General features: G+C 38.7%; 19 protein-coding genes and 2 pseudogenes. 4 read left to right on the forward strand and 17 right to left on the reverse strand.

Features of this window, described 5'->3' with window-relative positions; genetic code table 11:
* Positions 1-110 precede the first annotated feature (110 nt).
* From rplS to rpsP, 6 genes are all read right to left on the reverse strand, one after another.
* Entirely contained in the window at positions 111-458 is a 348-nt protein-coding gene (gene rplS, locus CUS89_RS11005) for a 50S ribosomal protein L19 (RefSeq protein WP_104872171.1), read from the reverse strand.
* Positions 459-603: 145 nt separating this feature from the next.
* Complete coding sequence (gene trmD, locus CUS89_RS11010) at positions 604-1,341, reverse strand: tRNA (guanosine(37)-N1)-methyltransferase TrmD (protein ID WP_181055356.1); 738 nt, start codon at positions 1,339-1,341, stop codon at positions 604-606.
* Positions 1,331-1,855 (reverse strand): ribosome maturation factor RimM, encoded by a 525-nt coding sequence (gene rimM / locus CUS89_RS11015; RefSeq protein ID WP_010735009.1) that lies wholly within the window; start codon positions 1,853-1,855, stop codon positions 1,331-1,333. Before rimM ends, trmD begins: the two co-directional genes overlap by 11 nt.
* 125 nt (positions 1,856-1,980) lie before the next feature.
* Positions 1,981-2,796, reverse strand: a complete 816-nt coding sequence (locus tag CUS89_RS11020) for a hypothetical protein (protein WP_104872172.1) — start codon at positions 2,794-2,796, stop codon at positions 1,981-1,983.
* 105 nt (positions 2,797-2,901) lie between these two features.
* Positions 2,902-3,150, reverse strand: a complete 249-nt coding sequence (locus tag CUS89_RS11025; RefSeq protein ID WP_019722767.1) for a KH domain-containing protein — start codon at positions 3,148-3,150, stop codon at positions 2,902-2,904.
* Positions 3,151-3,161: 11 nt separating this feature from the next.
* Positions 3,162-3,437 carry a 30S ribosomal protein S16 gene (gene rpsP, locus CUS89_RS11030; protein ID WP_010735006.1) on the reverse strand — a complete coding sequence of 92 codons (276 nt, stop codon included), beginning with the start codon at positions 3,435-3,437 and terminating at the stop codon, positions 3,162-3,164.
* A 317-nt stretch (positions 3,438-3,754) separates the two neighbouring features.
* Here rpsP and CUS89_RS11035 point away from each other — a divergent pair, with 317 nt between their 5' ends.
* Positions 3,755-4,309 carry an NADPH-dependent FMN reductase gene (locus CUS89_RS11035; RefSeq protein WP_019722768.1) on the forward strand — a complete coding sequence of 185 codons (555 nt, stop codon included), beginning with the start codon at positions 3,755-3,757 and terminating at the stop codon, positions 4,307-4,309.
* A 63-nt stretch (positions 4,310-4,372) separates the two neighbouring features.
* On the opposite strand, the gene CUS89_RS11040 is transcribed toward CUS89_RS11035, so the two are convergent.
* The 5 genes from CUS89_RS11040 to CUS89_RS11060 all read right to left on the reverse strand — a co-directional run bounded on the left by CUS89_RS11040 (position 4,373) and on the right by CUS89_RS11060 (position 7,827).
* On the reverse strand, positions 4,373-4,909 hold the full coding sequence (locus CUS89_RS11040) for a dihydrofolate reductase family protein (RefSeq protein ID WP_104872173.1): 537 nt from the start codon (positions 4,907-4,909) through the stop codon (positions 4,373-4,375).
* Between the two features lie 14 nt (positions 4,910-4,923).
* The gene (locus CUS89_RS11045) at positions 4,924-5,487 is read right to left on the reverse strand and encodes a DNA-3-methyladenine glycosylase I (RefSeq protein WP_019722770.1); all 564 of its coding nucleotides are present in this window, start codon (positions 5,485-5,487) and stop codon (positions 4,924-4,926) included.
* Positions 5,488-5,586: 99 nt separating this feature from the next.
* Positions 5,587-7,005 (reverse strand): signal recognition particle protein, encoded by a 1,419-nt coding sequence (gene ffh / locus CUS89_RS11050; RefSeq protein ID WP_019722771.1) that lies wholly within the window; start codon positions 7,003-7,005, stop codon positions 5,587-5,589.
* A gap of 20 nt (positions 7,006-7,025) precedes the next feature.
* A complete protein-coding gene (locus CUS89_RS11055) occupies positions 7,026-7,364 on the reverse strand; it encodes a putative DNA-binding protein (protein ID WP_010735001.1) in 339 nt (112 codons plus the stop codon).
* On the reverse strand, positions 7,354-7,827 hold the full coding sequence (locus CUS89_RS11060) for a DUF523 domain-containing protein (protein ID WP_104872174.1): 474 nt from the start codon (positions 7,825-7,827) through the stop codon (positions 7,354-7,356). Before CUS89_RS11060 ends, CUS89_RS11055 begins: the two co-directional genes overlap by 11 nt.
* 127 nt (positions 7,828-7,954) lie before the next feature.
* Between CUS89_RS11060 and CUS89_RS11065 the strand changes: the two genes are divergently transcribed.
* Both CUS89_RS11065 and CUS89_RS11070 read left to right on the forward strand, forming a co-directional pair.
* On the forward strand, positions 7,955-8,659 hold the full coding sequence (locus CUS89_RS11065; RefSeq protein WP_010734999.1) for a response regulator transcription factor: 705 nt from the start codon (positions 7,955-7,957) through the stop codon (positions 8,657-8,659).
* Positions 8,656-10,398: a sensor histidine kinase gene (locus CUS89_RS11070; protein ID WP_019722773.1), complete on the forward strand. Its 1,743-nt coding sequence runs from the start codon at positions 8,656-8,658 to the stop codon at positions 10,396-10,398. Before CUS89_RS11065 ends, CUS89_RS11070 begins: the two co-directional genes overlap by 4 nt.
* A 100-nt stretch (positions 10,399-10,498) precedes the next feature.
* Here the strand turns inward: CUS89_RS11070 and CUS89_RS11075 are convergent, their stop codons facing one another.
* The 3 genes from CUS89_RS11075 to CUS89_RS11085 form a co-directional block, all read right to left on the reverse strand.
* Positions 10,499-12,952: a cation-translocating P-type ATPase gene (locus CUS89_RS11075; RefSeq protein ID WP_104872175.1), complete on the reverse strand. Its 2,454-nt coding sequence runs from the start codon at positions 12,950-12,952 to the stop codon at positions 10,499-10,501.
* Positions 12,953-13,186: 234 nt separating this feature from the next.
* The gene (locus CUS89_RS11080) at positions 13,187-14,071 is read right to left on the reverse strand and encodes a phosphate ABC transporter substrate-binding protein PstS family protein (protein ID WP_019722775.1); all 885 of its coding nucleotides are present in this window, start codon (positions 14,069-14,071) and stop codon (positions 13,187-13,189) included.
* 142 nt (positions 14,072-14,213) lie between these two features.
* Positions 14,214-14,684, reverse strand: a complete 471-nt coding sequence (locus CUS89_RS11085; RefSeq protein WP_019722776.1) for a hypothetical protein — start codon at positions 14,682-14,684, stop codon at positions 14,214-14,216.
* Positions 14,685-14,881: 197 nt separating this feature from the next.
* On the opposite strand from CUS89_RS11085, the gene CUS89_RS11090 reads away from it, so the two are divergent.
* On the forward strand, positions 14,882-15,247 hold the full coding sequence (locus CUS89_RS11090) for a hypothetical protein (protein ID WP_258082415.1): 366 nt from the start codon (positions 14,882-14,884) through the stop codon (positions 15,245-15,247).
* A gap of 146 nt (positions 15,248-15,393) precedes the next feature.
* Here CUS89_RS11090 and CUS89_RS16595 read toward each other — a convergent pair.
* From CUS89_RS16595 to CUS89_RS11100, 3 genes and pseudogenes are all read right to left on the reverse strand, one after another.
* Positions 15,394-15,702: pseudogene (locus CUS89_RS16595) on the reverse strand (type II toxin-antitoxin system Phd/YefM family antitoxin); the annotation flags it as partial.
* A 74-nt stretch (positions 15,703-15,776) separates the two neighbouring features.
* Positions 15,777-15,975 (reverse strand): annotated as a pseudogene (locus tag CUS89_RS16600) (type II toxin-antitoxin system Phd/YefM family antitoxin); the annotation flags it as partial.
* Between the two features lie 42 nt (positions 15,976-16,017).
* Positions 16,018-17,340 carry a hypothetical protein gene (locus CUS89_RS11100; protein WP_104872177.1) on the reverse strand — a complete coding sequence of 441 codons (1,323 nt, stop codon included), beginning with the start codon at positions 17,338-17,340 and terminating at the stop codon, positions 16,018-16,020.
* Positions 17,341-17,774: the final 434 nt, after the last annotated feature.

Consider the following 17,774-nt stretch of genomic DNA (forward strand, 5'->3'; position numbering starts at 1 on the left):
TTTTCATTTTTACTATAGCATAATTTATAAACTTGCGTAAACAGATTTCGAACGATAAAAAAAGAACCCTTGAAAATTCAAGGGTTCTTCCTCTGTCTGATAATAAGAAATTAACGACGGATTTCTTTGATACGAGCTGCTTTTCCGTGTAATGCGCGTAAGTAGTACAATTTCGCACGACGTACTTTACCGTAACGGACAACTTCGATTTTTGCAACACGCGGTGTGTGCAATGGGAATGTACGCTCAACGCCTACACCGTTAGAAACTTTACGTACTGTATAAGTTTCGCTGATTCCAGCACCACGGCGTTTGATTACAACACCTTCAAATAACTGGATACGTTCACGAGTACCTTCGACAACTTTCGCATGAACACGTACAGAGTCACCAGGGCGGAAAGCTGGGATGTCAGAACGTAGTTGTTCTTTTGTTAATTCTTCGATTAATGGATTCATTGTTTTCTTCTCCTTATTCCAAACATTCTTATGAGTAGTTTCTCACAGCGGAACATCGTAATAGTTAAGTGTTTTTACACTCACCATAGAATACTATCATATTCCATGGTGAGTGTAAAGAAAATTTTCATATATTTATTGCAACTCAAGCTTCTTCTTTTTTGATCTCCACTAGCATTTTTTCCATTTGCGGTGTCATTTCTAGTTTTTCTAACATGTCTGGACGTCGAAGATATGTTCGGCGTAAGGATTCTTTTAATTGCCATTCTTCAATCAATTTATGATTACCATTGGTCAATACTTCTGGTACTTTCATATCCTTGAATTCTGCTGGTCTTGTATATTGTGGGTGTTCCAGTAAGCCAGTAGAATGCGAGTCTGTTTGGGCAGATGTCTGGTTACCTAAGACATCTGGCAATAGTCGAACCGTCGCATCGATCATGACCATGGCACCTAACTCTCCACCGGTCAGTACATAATCTCCCAATGAGACTTCATCTGTTACGAGCGAGCGGATGCGCTCATCATAGCCTTCATAGTGGCCACAAATAAAGATCAAATGCTCTTCTTCTGAAAATTCTTCTGCCATTTTTTGATTGAATGGTTTACCAGCCGGATCAAGTAAAATCACCCGTTTTTTGGTCTCTGGATGTTTTTCTTCGATAGCTTTGATATTGTCATAGATGGGTTGGACTTTCAATAACATCCCTGCCCCACCACCATATGGATAATCATCGACCGTTTGGTGTTTGTTGTCCGAATACTCACGGAAATTAGAAACATTGATTTCTAGTAATTCTTTTGCTACTGCTTTGCCAATGATCGATTCCCCCATCGGGCCTTCAAACATTCGTGGAAACAGAGTCAATACGTCAATCTTCATCATCGATCAATCCTTCTAGTAATGTCACACGAACCAAGCCATTTTCAAGATCGACTTCTTGAACGACGGAATCGATATACGGGATCAATGCATCTTTTTTCTTTGGTCGTTGGATGACCCAAACGTCATTTGCGCCTGGAGATAAAATCTCTTTGATCTTTCCTAGTTCTTTTTCGTTTTCATCGATGACCTTCAAGCCAATGATTTCATGGTAGTAATATTCATTTTCTGTCAATTCAACTAAGTTTTCTTTTGATACACGTAAGATACCATCACGGTATTTTTCAACGTCATTGATGGAAGGATGATTCTCAAAGCTGAGTAAATCAAAGTTTTTATGTTTACGGTGACTCTTTACAGTCAATTCTACAGGAGCTTTGCCTTCTTGGAAAAGTGTCAAAACTTCACCTTTTTTGTAACGTTCTTCAGGGAAATCTGTGGTTGAGATGACACGGACTTCGCCTTTGATTCCTTGTGTATTGACAATCTTGCCAACGTTTAGATATTCAGTCAACTTTTGTCCTCATTTCTTTCATGATTCTTGTCACTCTGCTTGGTCACGATTTGCTTTTGGACTCAGAGTGTTCTATCGTTTCCTGTCTATTTTAGCATGTGGTCCTTGGCAATTCTAGTCTTCTTTTATTGTTGTTCCATTGAAACAGCCATTTTTAATGCATTCATCGAATCTTGGTTCGTGATCGTATAAACAGAGGTTGGTTGTTGCCAAATGATCCGAGTATTTTGATTGGTGCCATCGGTCATATTGATTTCGATTGTTCCGACTTTTTCCGGTGCAGGTAATCGGGCAGACTCCAAGTAAGTCACGATCTGTTTCGCCAAAGGTACAGGATCTTGTCCGTCAATATTGTTGGCACGTATCCGTAGCCGCCAATTTCCCTCTTGCCATTCAAGAATCGAAGACCCAGCAGCGCCCTGTTGATAACCAACGATGTTATAGCCGAGATCGACTTGTCTTCCCCCAGTATCGATCGTAAATGGCTGGATCGTGTTCAGTGTTTCTTGAGAAGAAGCAAAGCCATCTTGATAAAGATAAGAAGCGATTGGTTCTGCTTGGTTCAATGAGGCGTCGTTTAGTGGTAGTGCTTGTTCTGATTGATAGTATAAGATAGAAAAGCCTTGTTTTGTCATCGTTGCTGCGATGTTCAAATTAGATGCCCCAACTGGGATCTCTTTGGGCATCGGTGTGTCTGGATATTCTTTTTGCAATTGCTCAAAGGCAGTTTGCGTCGAATTTTCTTGTGTACTCGTACTTGTTTCAGCTGATGAAGCTGTCTCATTGCTACTTATGGAAGATGACCCTATCTCTTCCTTTGAAGTACTTGTTTCTGTCGTACGAACTGTTTCATTTGTCGTTTCTTGACTCGTTTCACTTGGTGATTGACAGGCACCGAGTAAAGCGACTGCGAATAAGCTGATCAAACCTATTTTTTTCATTCGAAACACTCCTCTCTTAGTATTAAGGATACGCTTTGTACCTGTTTTTGCCAAATATGATCTCTAAAGAACACAAAAAAACTGTTTCGTAAAAAACGAAACAGTTTATTCTTTATTGTCGATGATATTCAAACGCACTTTTTTGGGTGCATTGATTCGTACTCCGTAAACGATCGTACGGATTGCTTTCGCAACGCGACCTTGTTTACCGATGATACGACCGATATCTTCGGGAGCCACAGTTAGATTGTATTCGTAAAAATCTTCCGACTCAACGACTTCTAGCTGGACTTGATCAGGATAAGTAACTAACGGACGAACGATTGTTAAGACTAATTCGCTTAAATCTTTCATATCCGGTCACCTTATTTCTTTGAGAATTTAGCTTCATGATGTTTTTTCATAACGCCTTCTTTTGAAAGGATGTTACGTACTGTATCTGAAGGTTGTGCACCTTTTGATAACCAGTCAAGTACTAAATCTTCTTTTAAAACTACTTCTGCAGGGTCTTTCAAAGGGTTGTAAGTACCTACAGTTTCGATGAAACGTCCATCACGAGGAGAACGTGAATCAGCTACGACGATACGGTAAAAAGGACTCTTTTTAGAACCCATACGTTTTAAACGGATTTTAACTGCCATTATATATTTCCACCTCCATTGTTTTATTCACAAGATGTAGTGTACCAGTTTTTTTTTACCCTGTAAAGCTTTTTTTCTTTACAGTCTGCTTTTTTTCTCCTTTTATTCTTAGACTAAGTATATTCTACCCTTTTCCATTCTTTCTTCTTACCTTTTTCGACTAATCAAAGTTGAACATCGAAGGCTTGCAAATCCCCTGTCTATAAGCATTTATTTTGTTTTTGACCCGACAATAAAATAACCCAAGTGTTTTTATTTGCTCAGTTTACTTATTTTTTGTAAGATAAATATAGAAAGATTGAAGGAGGAATTGTTTTATGACAAAAAAAATTGGTTTTTTCATCGGAAGTTTAAGAAAAGATTCATACAATAAGAAAGTTGCAGAAACTTTTGCGGACTTATTGCCGGAAGGATACGAGAGTGTATTTGTAAAAATCGATGACCTTCCTTTTTATAACGAAGATATCGAAACACCTGAGCAAACACCTGCAGAATGGACACGTTTCCGTGAAGAGGTCAAAGACCTAGACGGCGTGATATTTGTTACTCCTGAGTATAATCGTTCAGTACCAGCTGTATTGAAAAATGCCTTGGATGTTGGTTCACGTCCTTATGGTCAAAGTGTTTGGGATAAAAAACCTGGTTTAGTGGTCACTGCTTCTCCTGGTGGAGTCGGTGGTTTTGGCGCAAATCATCACTTACGTCAATCATTAGTCTTTTTAAATGTCCCAACATTACAACAACCAGAAGCATATATCGGAAATATCACTAACTTACTTGATGAAGATGGCAACATTATCCAAGGAACCGTTGATTTCTTCCAAACGATTTTAGATGCATATCTAGATTTCGCTGGAAAATTGAACGCTTAATGTTTTACTTTTTCTTAGAAAAAACCACGAAACAATATGGGTTTCGTGGTTTTTTTGTATGACCTACTGATCATTATGATCTTCTTTACGATAGTGAAGCTCGATGAACTCGCCAAAGCGTTTCGTGTCCACCAATTGATACCGCTGTACATAATCCCCTTCTTGAAAAAGACGAATCCCATTCCCAAGTAAAACCGGCGCAATTTGAATGTACCATTCATCGATCAGTTGCTGTTCAATGATTGGTTTGAGCAAACTGCCCCCACCTACTACCCAGATCCTTTGTTCACTAGATTTCTTCAGTTCCTTGATAAAAGTTACTGGATCTTCGTGAACGACCCTAGCATCTTCCAACTGCAAGTCTTTATCTGTCGAAAAGACATAATTGTTTTTTTCTGGATATATCTTAGCTGTATCTAAATATTTTTTGGCTTCTTGGTACGTTTTTCTGCCCATGATCGTTGTATCAATAGTTTGATAAAACGCATCATAGGTTGTTTTTTCACCAGTAGGCGTATCGAAGAGCCATTGCAAGTCATCATTAGTTGTTGCTAGATAGCCATCCATACTGATTGCTCCGTAAAAAATGATCTTAGACATTTCATCTTACTCCTTTAGTGAGTGACTTCTTGGTAGCGAAAACAAGTGACTAAATGATCGTTGATGATCCCTACCGCTTCTAAAAAGGCATAGATGGTCGTACTTCCAATAAATTTGAAGCCGCGTTTTTTCAGGTCCTTCGAGAGGCGATCAGAGAGTTCACTAGTAGTTGGTACTTCACTTTGGTCTTGGTAGTTTCCGGTTACCACTTTGCCATCCACAAAAGACCAGAGATAATCCGAAAAACTGAGTCCGGTAGCTTGCATTGCTAGAACAGCTTGTGCGTTCGTGATTGCCGCTTCGATTTTTCGCCGATTGCGAATGATCCCTTTGTTGTTCATCAATTCTTCGATTTTTTCTTCATCATACTTGGCGACTTTTTCGAGTTCAAACTGGTCATAAGCTTCATCAAAAGCTTGGCTCTTGTTCAAAATCGTTTGCCAGCTAAGACCTGCTTGGTTGATATCAAGCATTAATTTACGGTACAGTCGTTGGTCCTCATATTCAGGTACCCCCCAAATCGTATCATGGTACTCACGCATTATTTCAGTTGATTCACTCCATGGACAGCGTTTCATTTACTCACTCCTTTTAGATTCTCACATAATGAATGAAAAAACTTCGAAGACACAATAAGATACGTCTTCGAAGCTTTTTCTATTCTACTTAGCTACTTTTTATTTCTTTTTCTTCTTTTTCTTTTTGTTTTTCTTCATCATGCGATTCATCGCCATTTTTCCTAGCTTACCTTTGACGCCTGTGCCGAACATTTGGTCCATGCCAGGAATATTCATGTCCCCTTTAGACATTTGTTGCATCATCTTACGGGATTCTTTGAATTGTTTGATCATACGGTTGACTTCTACTACGCTGTTCCCAGAACCAGCAGCGATCCTGCGTCGACGGCTTGGATTCAATAGGTCTGGATTCTCGCGTTCTGCTGGGGTCATGGAATAAACCATGGCTTTTTTACGCTCAACATCTTTCGGGTCAACTTTGACATTTTCGATTCCTGGCATTTGATTCATTCCTGGAATCATTTTTAATAAGTCTTCGATTGGTCCCATACCCATGACTTGATCCAATTGTTCGATGAAGTCATTAAAGTCGAATGAGTTCTCACGCATTTTTTGCGCAAGTTCTTCTGCTTTTTTCTCATCATAGTCTTGTTGCGCTTTTTCGATCAGCGTCAACATATCCCCCATACCAAGGATACGACTTGCCATGCGATCTGGATGGAAGACTTCTAAATCAGTCAGCTTTTCACCAGAACCGATGAACTTGATTGGCGCGCCTGTCACTGAGCGGATCGATAGCGCAGCTCCCCCACGTGTGTCTCCATCCAATTTTGTGATGACGACCCCTGTGATCCCTAATTGCTGATTGAAGCTATCCGCAACATTGACGGCATCTTGACCAGTCATCGCATCGACGACGAGTAGGATTTCGTTAGGTTGTGTCAAGTCTTTGATCTGTTTCAATTCGTCCATCAATGTTTCATCAATGTGCAAACGACCGGCTGTATCGATCAATACGTAATCATTTTTCTTTTCTTTAGCTAGTTCCATCCCTTGGCGAACGATTTCTACAGGACTGACATCCGTTCCCATATCAAAAACAGGGACATCCAATTGCTGTCCTAAAACTTTCAACTGGTCGATGGCAGCAGGACGGTATACGTCACCTGCGATCAATAAGGGACGAGCATTTTCATTTTTCTTTAAATAATTCGCTAATTTACCAGTAAACGTTGTTTTACCTGCCCCTTGCAAACCAGCCATCATGATGACAGTCGGGATTTTAGGAGATTTAGTCAATTCGACCGTTTCTGAACCTAAAGTGATCGTTAATTCTTCGTCAACGATCTTAACGATTTGTTGCGCTGGCGACAGACTATCAAGTACTTCTGCTCCAACTGCACGTTCGCGCACACGTTTCGTAAAATCTTTGACTACTTGTAAATTGACATCGGCTTCTAATAGCGCAAGACGGATCTCGCGCATCATTTCTTTGACGTCAGCTTCAGAGACTTTTCCTTTTTTTCGTAACTTTGACATCGCCTGTTGTAGGCGTTCAGTTAAGCTTTCAAATGCCATATTTTATTCATTCCTTTTTGTTATTCTTCGATTTCTTGAATTTTTTTGATATATCCTTGCAGCGTTTGATCTTCAGGATACTGTTCATTGATATAGTTCGTCAATTCCGTCAACAATTGTTCACGAACGACATAATCAGAAAAAAGGTGGAGCTTTTTTTCGTAATTCTCCAAGATCTTGCTCGTACGTTTGATATTATCATAAACTGCTTGACGACTGACTTCATATTCTTCAGCGATTTCTCCAAGTGAAAAATCATCTGCATAATATAATTCCATATAATTCATTTGTTTCTCAGTCAACAGTGTCGAATAAAATTCAAAAAGAGCATTCATCCGATTGGTTTTCTCAATTTCCATTCAACTCACCTCGTTGATCCGTCCACTCTTCTTCTGAGCAGACACTGATTTTTTGTTGGAGAAAATAGGCGGTGGCTACACCAATACCTTCTTTCAGACCTCCGGTGAAACTACCATCATAGATAGTTGACGAGCCGCAGGAAGGACTATTTGCTTTTAAGATCAACGTTGAGATCTGCTTTTCCTTTAGAACTTGATAAGCATTGATCGCACCATTTTTATAGGCTTCTGTGACATCTTCTCCAGAGATCGTCATGACCATTGCCTGATGATTCCAGACATCAAACCCATCACCACCAACGATTTCTGCTGGTTCTCTTGGAATGGGCAAACCTCCTGCTACTTCTGGACAAATCAGGATGGCTTGACCTTCTGCCACGAGTTTTTTTAAGGCAGGGATTGTTTTATTCCCTCCATCATAGCGACATGAGATGCCACCTAAACAAGCACTGATACCGATCATCGGACATTTTCTCCTTTAACTGAGCAAATTGCTTTTATATTATACCATTTATTTAGCTGGTTAAATAGTCCTTGACCCCGATTCTGTGCTAAAATAAAGGAGATGAAATTTATCAAAAGGAGAATTTATGAAAAAAGTACTAGTTGTTGATGACGAACCCTCAATTGTAACATTACTGACATTCAATCTTGAAAAAGAAGGATATAAAGTAACCAGTGCTGCAGATGGTCAAGAAGGTCTTGATCTTGCATTGGAACATTCATATGATTTCATTATTTTAGATGTGATGCTTCCTTCGATCGACGGAATCGCGATCACACAAAAACTCCGTCAAGAAAAAAATGATACACCTATATTGATCCTAACAGCTAAAGATGATCAAGTCGACCGAATCATCGGACTGGAGATCGGTGCGGATGATTATTTGACGAAACCCTTCAGCCCTCGGGAAGTTCTTGCACGAATGAAAGCCATCTTTCGTCGGATCGAACCCCGTAAAACTCAATCTGATGAGGCAGAACCAGAATACTTATCAATTGGACAAATCAAAGCCGACTTGACGAATTATCAAGTGACGATCGAGGATCAACCAATCGAACTCACACCGAAAGAATTTGAGTTACTTGTTTATTTCATGAAACGCAAAGATCGAGTGATCGACCGAGATACACTGTTGGATCGTATCTGGAATTTTGATTTTTCTGGACAAAGTCGCATCGTTGATGTCCACGTCAGTCATTTACGCGAAAAAATCGAGCGTGATCCGAAACATCCTAAATATTTACTGACTGTTCGGGGCTTTGGCTATAAATTTCAGGAACCAAAACGATGAAAAAACAATGGAAAAAATTCTCCGAGCGCTTGTTTTTTCTTCTCTTGTTGCTTGGCTTATTTTTTGGCGGATGGCAGATCATCTCCCATTATTTCCAGCAACAGATCATTGAACAACAAGAAAGTTATTTGACAAAAAAAGCGCAGCTATTGGCACGTCAACTAGACGTCGAGAATCCTGATTCTGCTAATAATAAAGCCGTATTGGATGAATTTGTCCATCAATCCAATGAACGAGTGACGTTGATCGACCAAACTGGCACGATCATTTATGACACAGAAGAATCTTCTTTGCATGAACAAAGAAAAACACGACCGGAAATCAAAGCGATTTTAGAAGGAAGTACGCTTGGCACTTCTCTTCGTAAGAGTACGACATTGAATGAGGAATTACTTTATGTCGCCTTGCCCATCAAAGTCAACGGAAAATTGGTAGCGATCATTCGTATCGCTGAGCCTACAAGTGGCTTTCTTCCTCGAACAGAAAGTTTTCGCCGGTGGGTATTCGGTTTCTTCTTGGTTTTCTTTCTTTTATTGACATTTATGATCTACTATCTGATTTACCAACGGAACCAACCACTCAAAACAGTGATCCCTGTTTTGAAAAAGATGGTCAAGAATCCAGAACAAACGGAGATCATCATGCAGACTTCTGATCAATGGGAAGAATTGTACCAGACGATCAATGGCTTGAGTGAACAGATGTCCAAAATGTATCGCGCCTATACGACGACGGAAGAACAATTATACAGCTTGTTGAATGAATTGATGATCGGTGTCTTTCTGATTGACTCGAATGCCACCTTGCGACTACTTAATCCAAAAATGCAAGTCCATTTAGGTGTCAAAGATTATCAAGAAAATCAACATTACACAGAAGTGATCCGAGAACCAAAATTGATCCAATTGATCCATCAAGTTTCTCCGACTGAACCAATCGTTCATCAAGAAGTCACGATTGCTGACGGTACGCAAACACTAGATATCAGCTTGCGTTATTTCAATAGTTCAGAAGATACTGGACAAATACTAGGCGTTGCTTACGATCTGACAAAAGTCAGACATTTAGAAAAAATGCAAAAAGATTTTGTCGGCAATGTCTCGCATGAATTAAAAACACCAGTCACTTCTTTGATCGGCTTTACTGAGACTTTATTGGACGGCGCAAAAGAAGACCCTGAAACACTGACTGAATTTCTATTGATCATGCAAAAAGATGCCATCCGTTTAGACAAACTGATCCGTGAAATCATTCAGTTATCAAAAGACGAAGAGAGTTTACATGAAACCCAAACGATCTATATGGAGCCTTATTTCCAACAGGTGATCCAAAGCTATCAACCAATGATCCGTAAAAAGCAGTTGACGATCAAATTGATTGGAGAAAATACTGCCTTTACGACACATCCTGATTTGCTTTACCCGATCATCAAAAACTTGTTTGAAAACGCGATCCAATATTCAAAAGAAGAAAGTGAGATCATCATTCGCTACGAAAGCCACGATCAGCTGATTTTCTCTGTACAAGATTTTGGTATTGGTATCGATCGTGAAGATCAAGAACGCATCTTTGAACGTTTTTATCGTGTGGATAAAGCGCGCAGTCGTCATTCTGGTGGTACAGGATTAGGATTGTCGATCGTGAAAGAATACGTGAACTTACTTCATGGTACAGTGGAAATCGAGAGTCATCCTGGTATCGGCTCTACCTTTATTGTGACGATCCCTAAAATCAATTAATCGTGGACTTGGTAGGTATAAATGAACGAAGCGTCAACATCCAAAAACACTTCTGTTTTAGGATGTTGACGCTATCTCTTTGTACCCAACAAATCTTGGCTCACTTCTTGAAAAATGGGAATACTTTTCTCCAACGTTTTTTCGTACGTGTCGTATCGATCTTATCTAAATGCAAATATTTTTCCACGAAAAAGGTCAACTGTCGAAAGATGGACTCGGCTGCGAAAAAGAGCATGACCACCATTAAGATAGACACTGGAGAAATGGCTGATATTGAAAATAGTTTATGCAAGAAGACAACAGAAAAGACGATTCCACTTGCACAAAACAGCATGATCCGTGTTCGAAATTGGTTCAATGGTTGACAGATTTTATAAAGAACTAAAAAGCCAACGACGATCAGCAACATGGTGGAAGCTGTCGAAGTGTCAGTTTTGTTAAGGTTCAAAATCGAACCACCCACGACTAAAGCCCCTACCACCATCATATCGGTCAAACCACCAGGAATGGCTTTTTCCAAGACATTCTCAATGAATCGGCCTTTGATCCGGTTCTCGTTTTCTTCCAGAGCTAATAAAAAGGAAGGTAACCCGATCGTAAATAAACTGATCAATGTGATTTGTGAAGGTTCTAATGGGTAAGTAAAAGCAAATAGAACAGAAAAAACAGACAGTAAAAATGAAAAGATATTTTTTACTAAGAAGAGACTGGCAGAACGTTCGATATTGTTCACGACACGTCGTCCTTCGCCAACGATCTCTGGCATTTTGGAAAAATCTGATTCCAATAAGACCACTTGTGCAGCTTGCATCGTCGCTTCATTTCCTGATGCCATCGCAATGCTACAATCGGCTTCTTTCATCGCCAAGATATCATTTACCCCATCCCCAGTCATCGCCACCGTATGCTTCTCTTTTAGTAAACGGACAAACTCCTTTTTCTGTTCTGGTTTGACACGACCAAAGACGGTATATTTTTCCATGGCTTCTGGAAATTCTTCTTCCCTTAACGAGGAAACATCCACATAATGCTCAGCATTCAAAATACCCGCTTGTGTTGCAACATGAGCAACTGTCGCTGGGTTATCACCAGAAATCACTTTGATAGCAACTTCTTGTTTCTTAAAGTAATTAAACGTTGCTTTCGCTTCTTGACGGATTGGATTGGCAATCAATAAATAACCTAATGGAATAACGGCTTCTTCCAAGTCTTCTTGTGACAGTACCCCTTGGTATTCACCGAAAACTAATACACGATAGCCTTGATCCGTATAAGCACTAAATTCAGAAGCATAACTCGTGAACGCTTCACGCAAGACCATTTCTGGTGCCCCAAGGACATACGTTTTATCCGTAAATGTCACGCTGCTATATTTTCTCACAGAAGAAAATGGTAAGATTCCTGTTGCCTCTCTGTCAGAATGCTTCGTGAAGTAATTTTTGATTGCTTGCATCGTTTCGTTGTCAGCTTCAATTGCCTGTGCGTAATCACCTAGTAATTCATCCAACTGATCTGCTGTTTGTTTTGCTAAAGGATTTTCAGGAATCAGCACACGCTGAACGTCCATCGCATTTTCAGTGATCGTTCCTGTTTTATCGACACATAATACATCCACTCGTGCTAATGTTTCGATACTTTTCATGTCATGAAGTAACACTTGTTGTTTCGCTAAGCGTGTCGCACTCATTGCTAGTGCAATCGTTGTGAGTAGGTACAGCCCTTCAGGAATCATCCCGATCAACGCAGCTTCCATCGACACAATGCTCTCTCTCAATGTATTACCATTGTAAAAATAGCTTTGAGAAAATAAGGTCAATCCAATGGGAATAATAATGATCCCCACCCATTTGATGATCCTATCTAACGAAGCAATCATCTCTGATTGTTCTCCAGTACCCATTTCTTTTGCTTGCATCGTTAATTTAGCAATATAAGATTCATTGCCGACTCGTGTCAACTGAACCTTCGCTTTACCCGCTACGATGAAGCTTCCCGACATCAATTCATCGCCGATTTCCTTAGTTATCTCATCTGCTTCACCAGTCAATAGCGCTTCATTCACTTGTAGACTGCCGTCTATGATCTTTCCATCCGCGGGGATCTGGTCTCCTGTTTTTAGAATGACAAGATCATCTAGCACTAATTCTTCAATAGTTATCTTCTGTTCTTGACCACTCCGTAATACCTTGACTGTTGCGGCATGTAACATGCTTAACTGATCTAAGATTTTTTTAGAATGGATCTCTTGATAGATCGCAATTCCAGTATTTGCCAGTATGACTGGTAAAAAAGTCAAATTTTTATAGGAGTTGACGACACATAAAAGAATAGCTAAGACTAAAAAAATCAGATTGAAATAAGTAAAGACATTCTCCATCACGATCTGTTTGTTCGTTTTAAATGTAGGACTCGTCGCTTGATTGACAGCGCCAACACGTATCCGCTCCTGTACCTGTTTGTCTGTCAGCCCTTCATTTTTGTTAGGCTCGATGCGTTCTAATTGTGCCAACATTTGTTGTAACTGTTTTTCTCGCTGTTTTTCTTTTCTTTTCATAACTAATCCCTCAACTTTTTTTCTACTCTTTAACCATACGTTATTTCGTCAAATAAATCCTCAGATATACCTGATATTCTTCTTTCAAAACTGTCATATGGAAAAAATCGAAAACATCGAGGGATCGATCAGCTTTTTTAACTAAAAAAAGCTTAGATCCTCAATTGGGATCTAAGCTTAATGATCAATGGTAGTCGTTATGAATAAACTTTTGATTGAAAGATGTATTCAATCTTATGATAAGTTACCTTCTGCATCACGTTCAACTTGCATCAAACTGATTGGTAGGTAGCCTAAATCTTTAACTGGTCCTTCTTGAACGGCATCAGTCATCATGAAGTCTAAGAATTTCTTCACTTCTGGTTCTGGCTCGCCATTTGTATACATATGCTCATAAGACCAAATTTCCCAGCTATTGTCTGAGACATTTTCAGGAGTTGGCTCTACGCCGTTGATTTTCAACGCTTGAGTAGAATCATCTAAATATGAGAAAGCTAAATAGCTGATCGCGCCTGGTGTTTGTGAAACGATTTGACGAACTGTTCCAGATGAATCTTGTTCTTGAGATTGTACTGGCACTGCGCCATCTAATGCCCAGTATTCAAATGTTGCACGTGTTCCACTTCCGTTTGCACGGTTGATGACGTTGATTTCTTGATCTGCTCCGCCTAATTCACTCCAGTTAGTGATCTTGCCAGTGAAGATGTCGATCAATTGTTCTTTTGTAATATCATCAACGCCTGTATCTTTATTTACGATTGGTGCCATTCCAACAACTGCTACGCGATGGTCTACTAATTTACTTGCATCGATCCCATCTCTTTGTTCTGCAAATACATCAGAATTTCCGATTGTTACAGCGCCTGCTGCTACTTGACTAAGTCCTGTTCCACTTCCGCCACCTTGAACAGAAATCTGATAGTTGGGATTTTCTTGTGTAAACATTTCTTGTGCAGCATCAACTAAAGGTTGCAAAGCGGTTGAACCGACCGCTACGATTTTTACTTGATCATCCGAACTAGCCGAGTTGCTTGCTGATCCATCCGTACTTCCTGAACCAGAACCACATCCAGCTAAGATAAAACCTAATACTCCTAAAGAAAATAAAACTTTTTTCATTTGTATGCCCCTTTCTTAGTTACAAATTGATTGTATCAGGGTACTGTAAATCCTAGATATTGAATATGTAAAGTTATTGTTAAGTTGTGTAAATATATCGTAAAACAAAAAAACGTCCGAAAATGGACGTCCTACAAAAAAACTATAACTTTTCCATAAATATGGATTTTTCACGGATCTCTGTATAATAGAATAGGCCGACTGCTAACGCAAAGGAAACAATCGCTATATAAAAACAAGGTTTGATGGTCAAAAAATACATCGCAGAATAGCTTGTATCTTTTAGTCCACTTTCACTTAATCCATTCGGACCGATGATGATCCTCGGTAATATCGAGAAATAAGATGTAAAGACCAGCATAGAAGAAAACTGGATCAAATGCCAATTATACTTTTTTATAAATGTTTTTGAAACGATCAAATTCACACTGATCAAAAAATAAAAAAGGGTCAATGTCGGAAAATTTTTGGAAATAATAAAGCCACTTCCATTGATGATGCCTAGAATCTCAGCACCTTGTACCACTGCATTCACCCATGTAAAAGGCAAAAGAAAAATTGGGAAAAACCAAAGAAATAAATACAATTGTTCTAGTTTTATTCTCTTTTTCATACAAAACCTCCCAAAAGACACTCCATCTATCATACTATATTCTATTTCTCTAAAAAAACTGAGGGGAAAGACTAGTTTTTTAAGTATAAAGCAATGAGATTTTATTCATTTTATTCAGAATATTTCTAAAAAGAATTGATTATTCATTGTTTGATTTTACAATAAAAAACAAGGGAAAGATTTGGAGGAATGTACCTTTGCGATTATGCTACATAAAAAAAACAATTTATTTATTGATGTGTGTACCTTATTTTTATCTTGCACTACTTTTTGATTATTATTATCATTCGGTCAACCTATTTATACTATTGATGTTTTTGGCTTTTCTCCTTGGTTTTGCATTAAAGCGAGCCAATCGTTTAAAGACATTGTTTCTTGGCAATCTTTGCTCTACGATCACCTCTTATTTATTTTTTGCCAAATGTACAGAATGGCATTTTTTATATCATCCCTTCTCTCCTGAAAAAATCATTCTACTTCTAGCTGGGGTTTACTTAATGCCACAGTTATTAGGGATCATTTGGGGAAGTATATTTGCTTATTCTCGTAGGCAAACAAAGTAAGCGTTAACTTTTTCAGACAGCAAAATAAAAGTAAAGTACCCAAAGACAGCTAGCGATCGTTGTGGATACTTTACTTTTATTTTTATACTCTTTTTAAACGAGGTACAATGTTTGGCGAAGCAGTCAAGGCAACTCACCGTAATTTTTTATATTTCATGTAAATAAATTTTTTTGATGATCAGTTTATCGAATAATTGAGATTGACTATCTTGTTCACCGATGATTTCTGCGATCACGATTTTACCATTTGGTTTTTTTCTTAGTTGGTAATTGATTTTACCCGTCTCTGTCAATTCATTGAGCATATCGACAACACCGCCAAAACCGGTCTTCTTCGTAATGAATCCTAATGCTACCATTCGTTCATCAAGATTTTTAGCAGAGATAGACACACCTGTAACTAAATATTGTTTTAAGGCGCTAACTAATTCTTCTAACGATTCAGAAGTGGAGACGATGGCCGTGCGATTTTTTGTAAATGGTTCGTTTGTTACTGATTCACTTGCTTTTGTTTCTTCAGTTCCTGTCGCAACGAGTTGGCGAAGCGTAGCTAACTCTTGCAACAATGTTTCATATTGCTCTTGGGTCAACATCACACCAGCAACTTTTTCACGATTAAAAATATATACGCCTGTTTCAGCTTTTCTAGCTTGGTCAAACACATCCATCGGCGATCTTTTCACTTCTGTAATCGAAGATGTAGGTACTTCTAGCTTCTTTAATTCCAATGGATTTTCCCCCTTTGTTTTTCCAGTCCATTATAGCATATTCTAGCGCTCGATGATTCGTTTACTTGTAAAAGTTATCTTTGTATCGATCCAATAATCGATGTCTGATAGTAGTCTTTCGATCCCTAGTGAATCTTGATAAAAATAAGTTTTCTGATCACTAGTGAGACTAGCAGAAAAAAAGTGATCTGTGATGACAAGTTGAGCATAACTAGGTGGCTTACTTCTGGTACACACATGGATCGATGTTCGCTTGCGATGACGTAGTGTTTTATCTAAGATTGCAGCAAGTCGCCTAGCTTCTTCATGGTCATAACGGAAAAAGAACACGATTTTCACTTCCGGTGCATACATCTCTAAGTAGCCTCGTTCATTCAACAATTTCAGCAACATCCTTGCCCATTCAGCAGTTGGCTGAAACAAGGCTTGTTGCAAAGCGATACGGAACTGGTTTGATTTTTCAATAAAATTAGGGATTGTATCTGCTAAAGCTTGATAAGCAATAGCTTCTTCGGGGATAAAGCGGTCATGGAGTCCGATCGAATATTTCAACCACTCTTGAAATAGTACTCTTGTTATTTTCTTTTTATTGGAACTCTCAAAATCATTCGTCAACCAAAATAACGAATCTAATTTTTCGGTGACGATTGATAATTTTTGATAGACGGAAGTTTTTTCAATCCTTTCCCACCGCTTGTCTGTGATCAAATGGCCATTCAGTCGCACGATGGCTCGATAGTTTTTTTCTTTTGTGGAAAGTTTTTGTTCAGAGCGAAAGAGTAGTTCTGGAAAAATCTCATAGAAGAACAATTGATGATTCGTGAAAATCTCAATATCTGTCCCTTGAGGTCGCTGATCCAGTAGTTGGATGAATAGTTCTGAAAAGGTTTGATCTTTGTCTTCCTTAAAAAAAGTTGGGAACTCTTTGAGAAAACAAAAAAGTAAATATCTGATTTTTCGTTCAGAACCGTAGATTTGTCGTTTTTTGTAGGAAAAAGAAAGATGATAATCCCCCAACCATTTTTTCAATCGTTCTTGTGCGGAACGATCATATTCGAAGGAGTAATCCCTTTGTAAAATCAGATCCCGTAGTAAACAGAAAGAATCAGATCGGATCAAAAATTCAAATAAAAGAAATGGCTCATTGTATGCTTGATGGTAGACCAATTGGACTTCTTTTTTCCTATAAGCTAGTTCTAAAGGATAATCCTCTGATTTCAAACGCTTCAAATAACGATCGATCGTTTTGACATCGACATCCATCCTTTTAGCTAAGTCACTTTTCTTCCATGTCAGATCTTTCATTTGGTTGATCAATAAAAAGATATTCTGTGCATTTTTTGTTAGTAATGTTTGCCAGTTCATTGCTTCGCCTCACTCTATCAATAGTGTTTTCGGAGTTATCATTAAGACTCCGAAAATGTCTCTTTTATAAAGTACGCAAAGAAATATTTTTTATTTTTTTATTTTACTAATTTACAAAATTTACCAGAAATTAATCCAAAATCTCTCGTTTATGTAAATAATGGCAACGACAAAAAAGGGAATGGGGCCTTATTTCTCTCCCACCACCTAAAACCGAATAAACGGCGGGAACAGAAGTAACCTCTTCGGAAAATAAGGCGCCATCCACAAAAATTTGAAGAACAATTTTCGTGGATGGCGCCTTATTTCTCGAGGCTGAACACTTCTGTCCCGACCTCTGATTGACCATTGATACGAACGAGTCAACTCGTCAGAACATTAGTCTTTGTTTAAATTACGCAATAATTCATCGATGTGGTTACCATATACAACTG

Origin of the sequence: Enterococcus mundtii (assembly GCF_002947535.1) — a bacterium.
Classification (GTDB): Bacteria; Bacillota; Bacilli; order Lactobacillales; family Enterococcaceae; genus Enterococcus_B; species Enterococcus_B mundtii_B.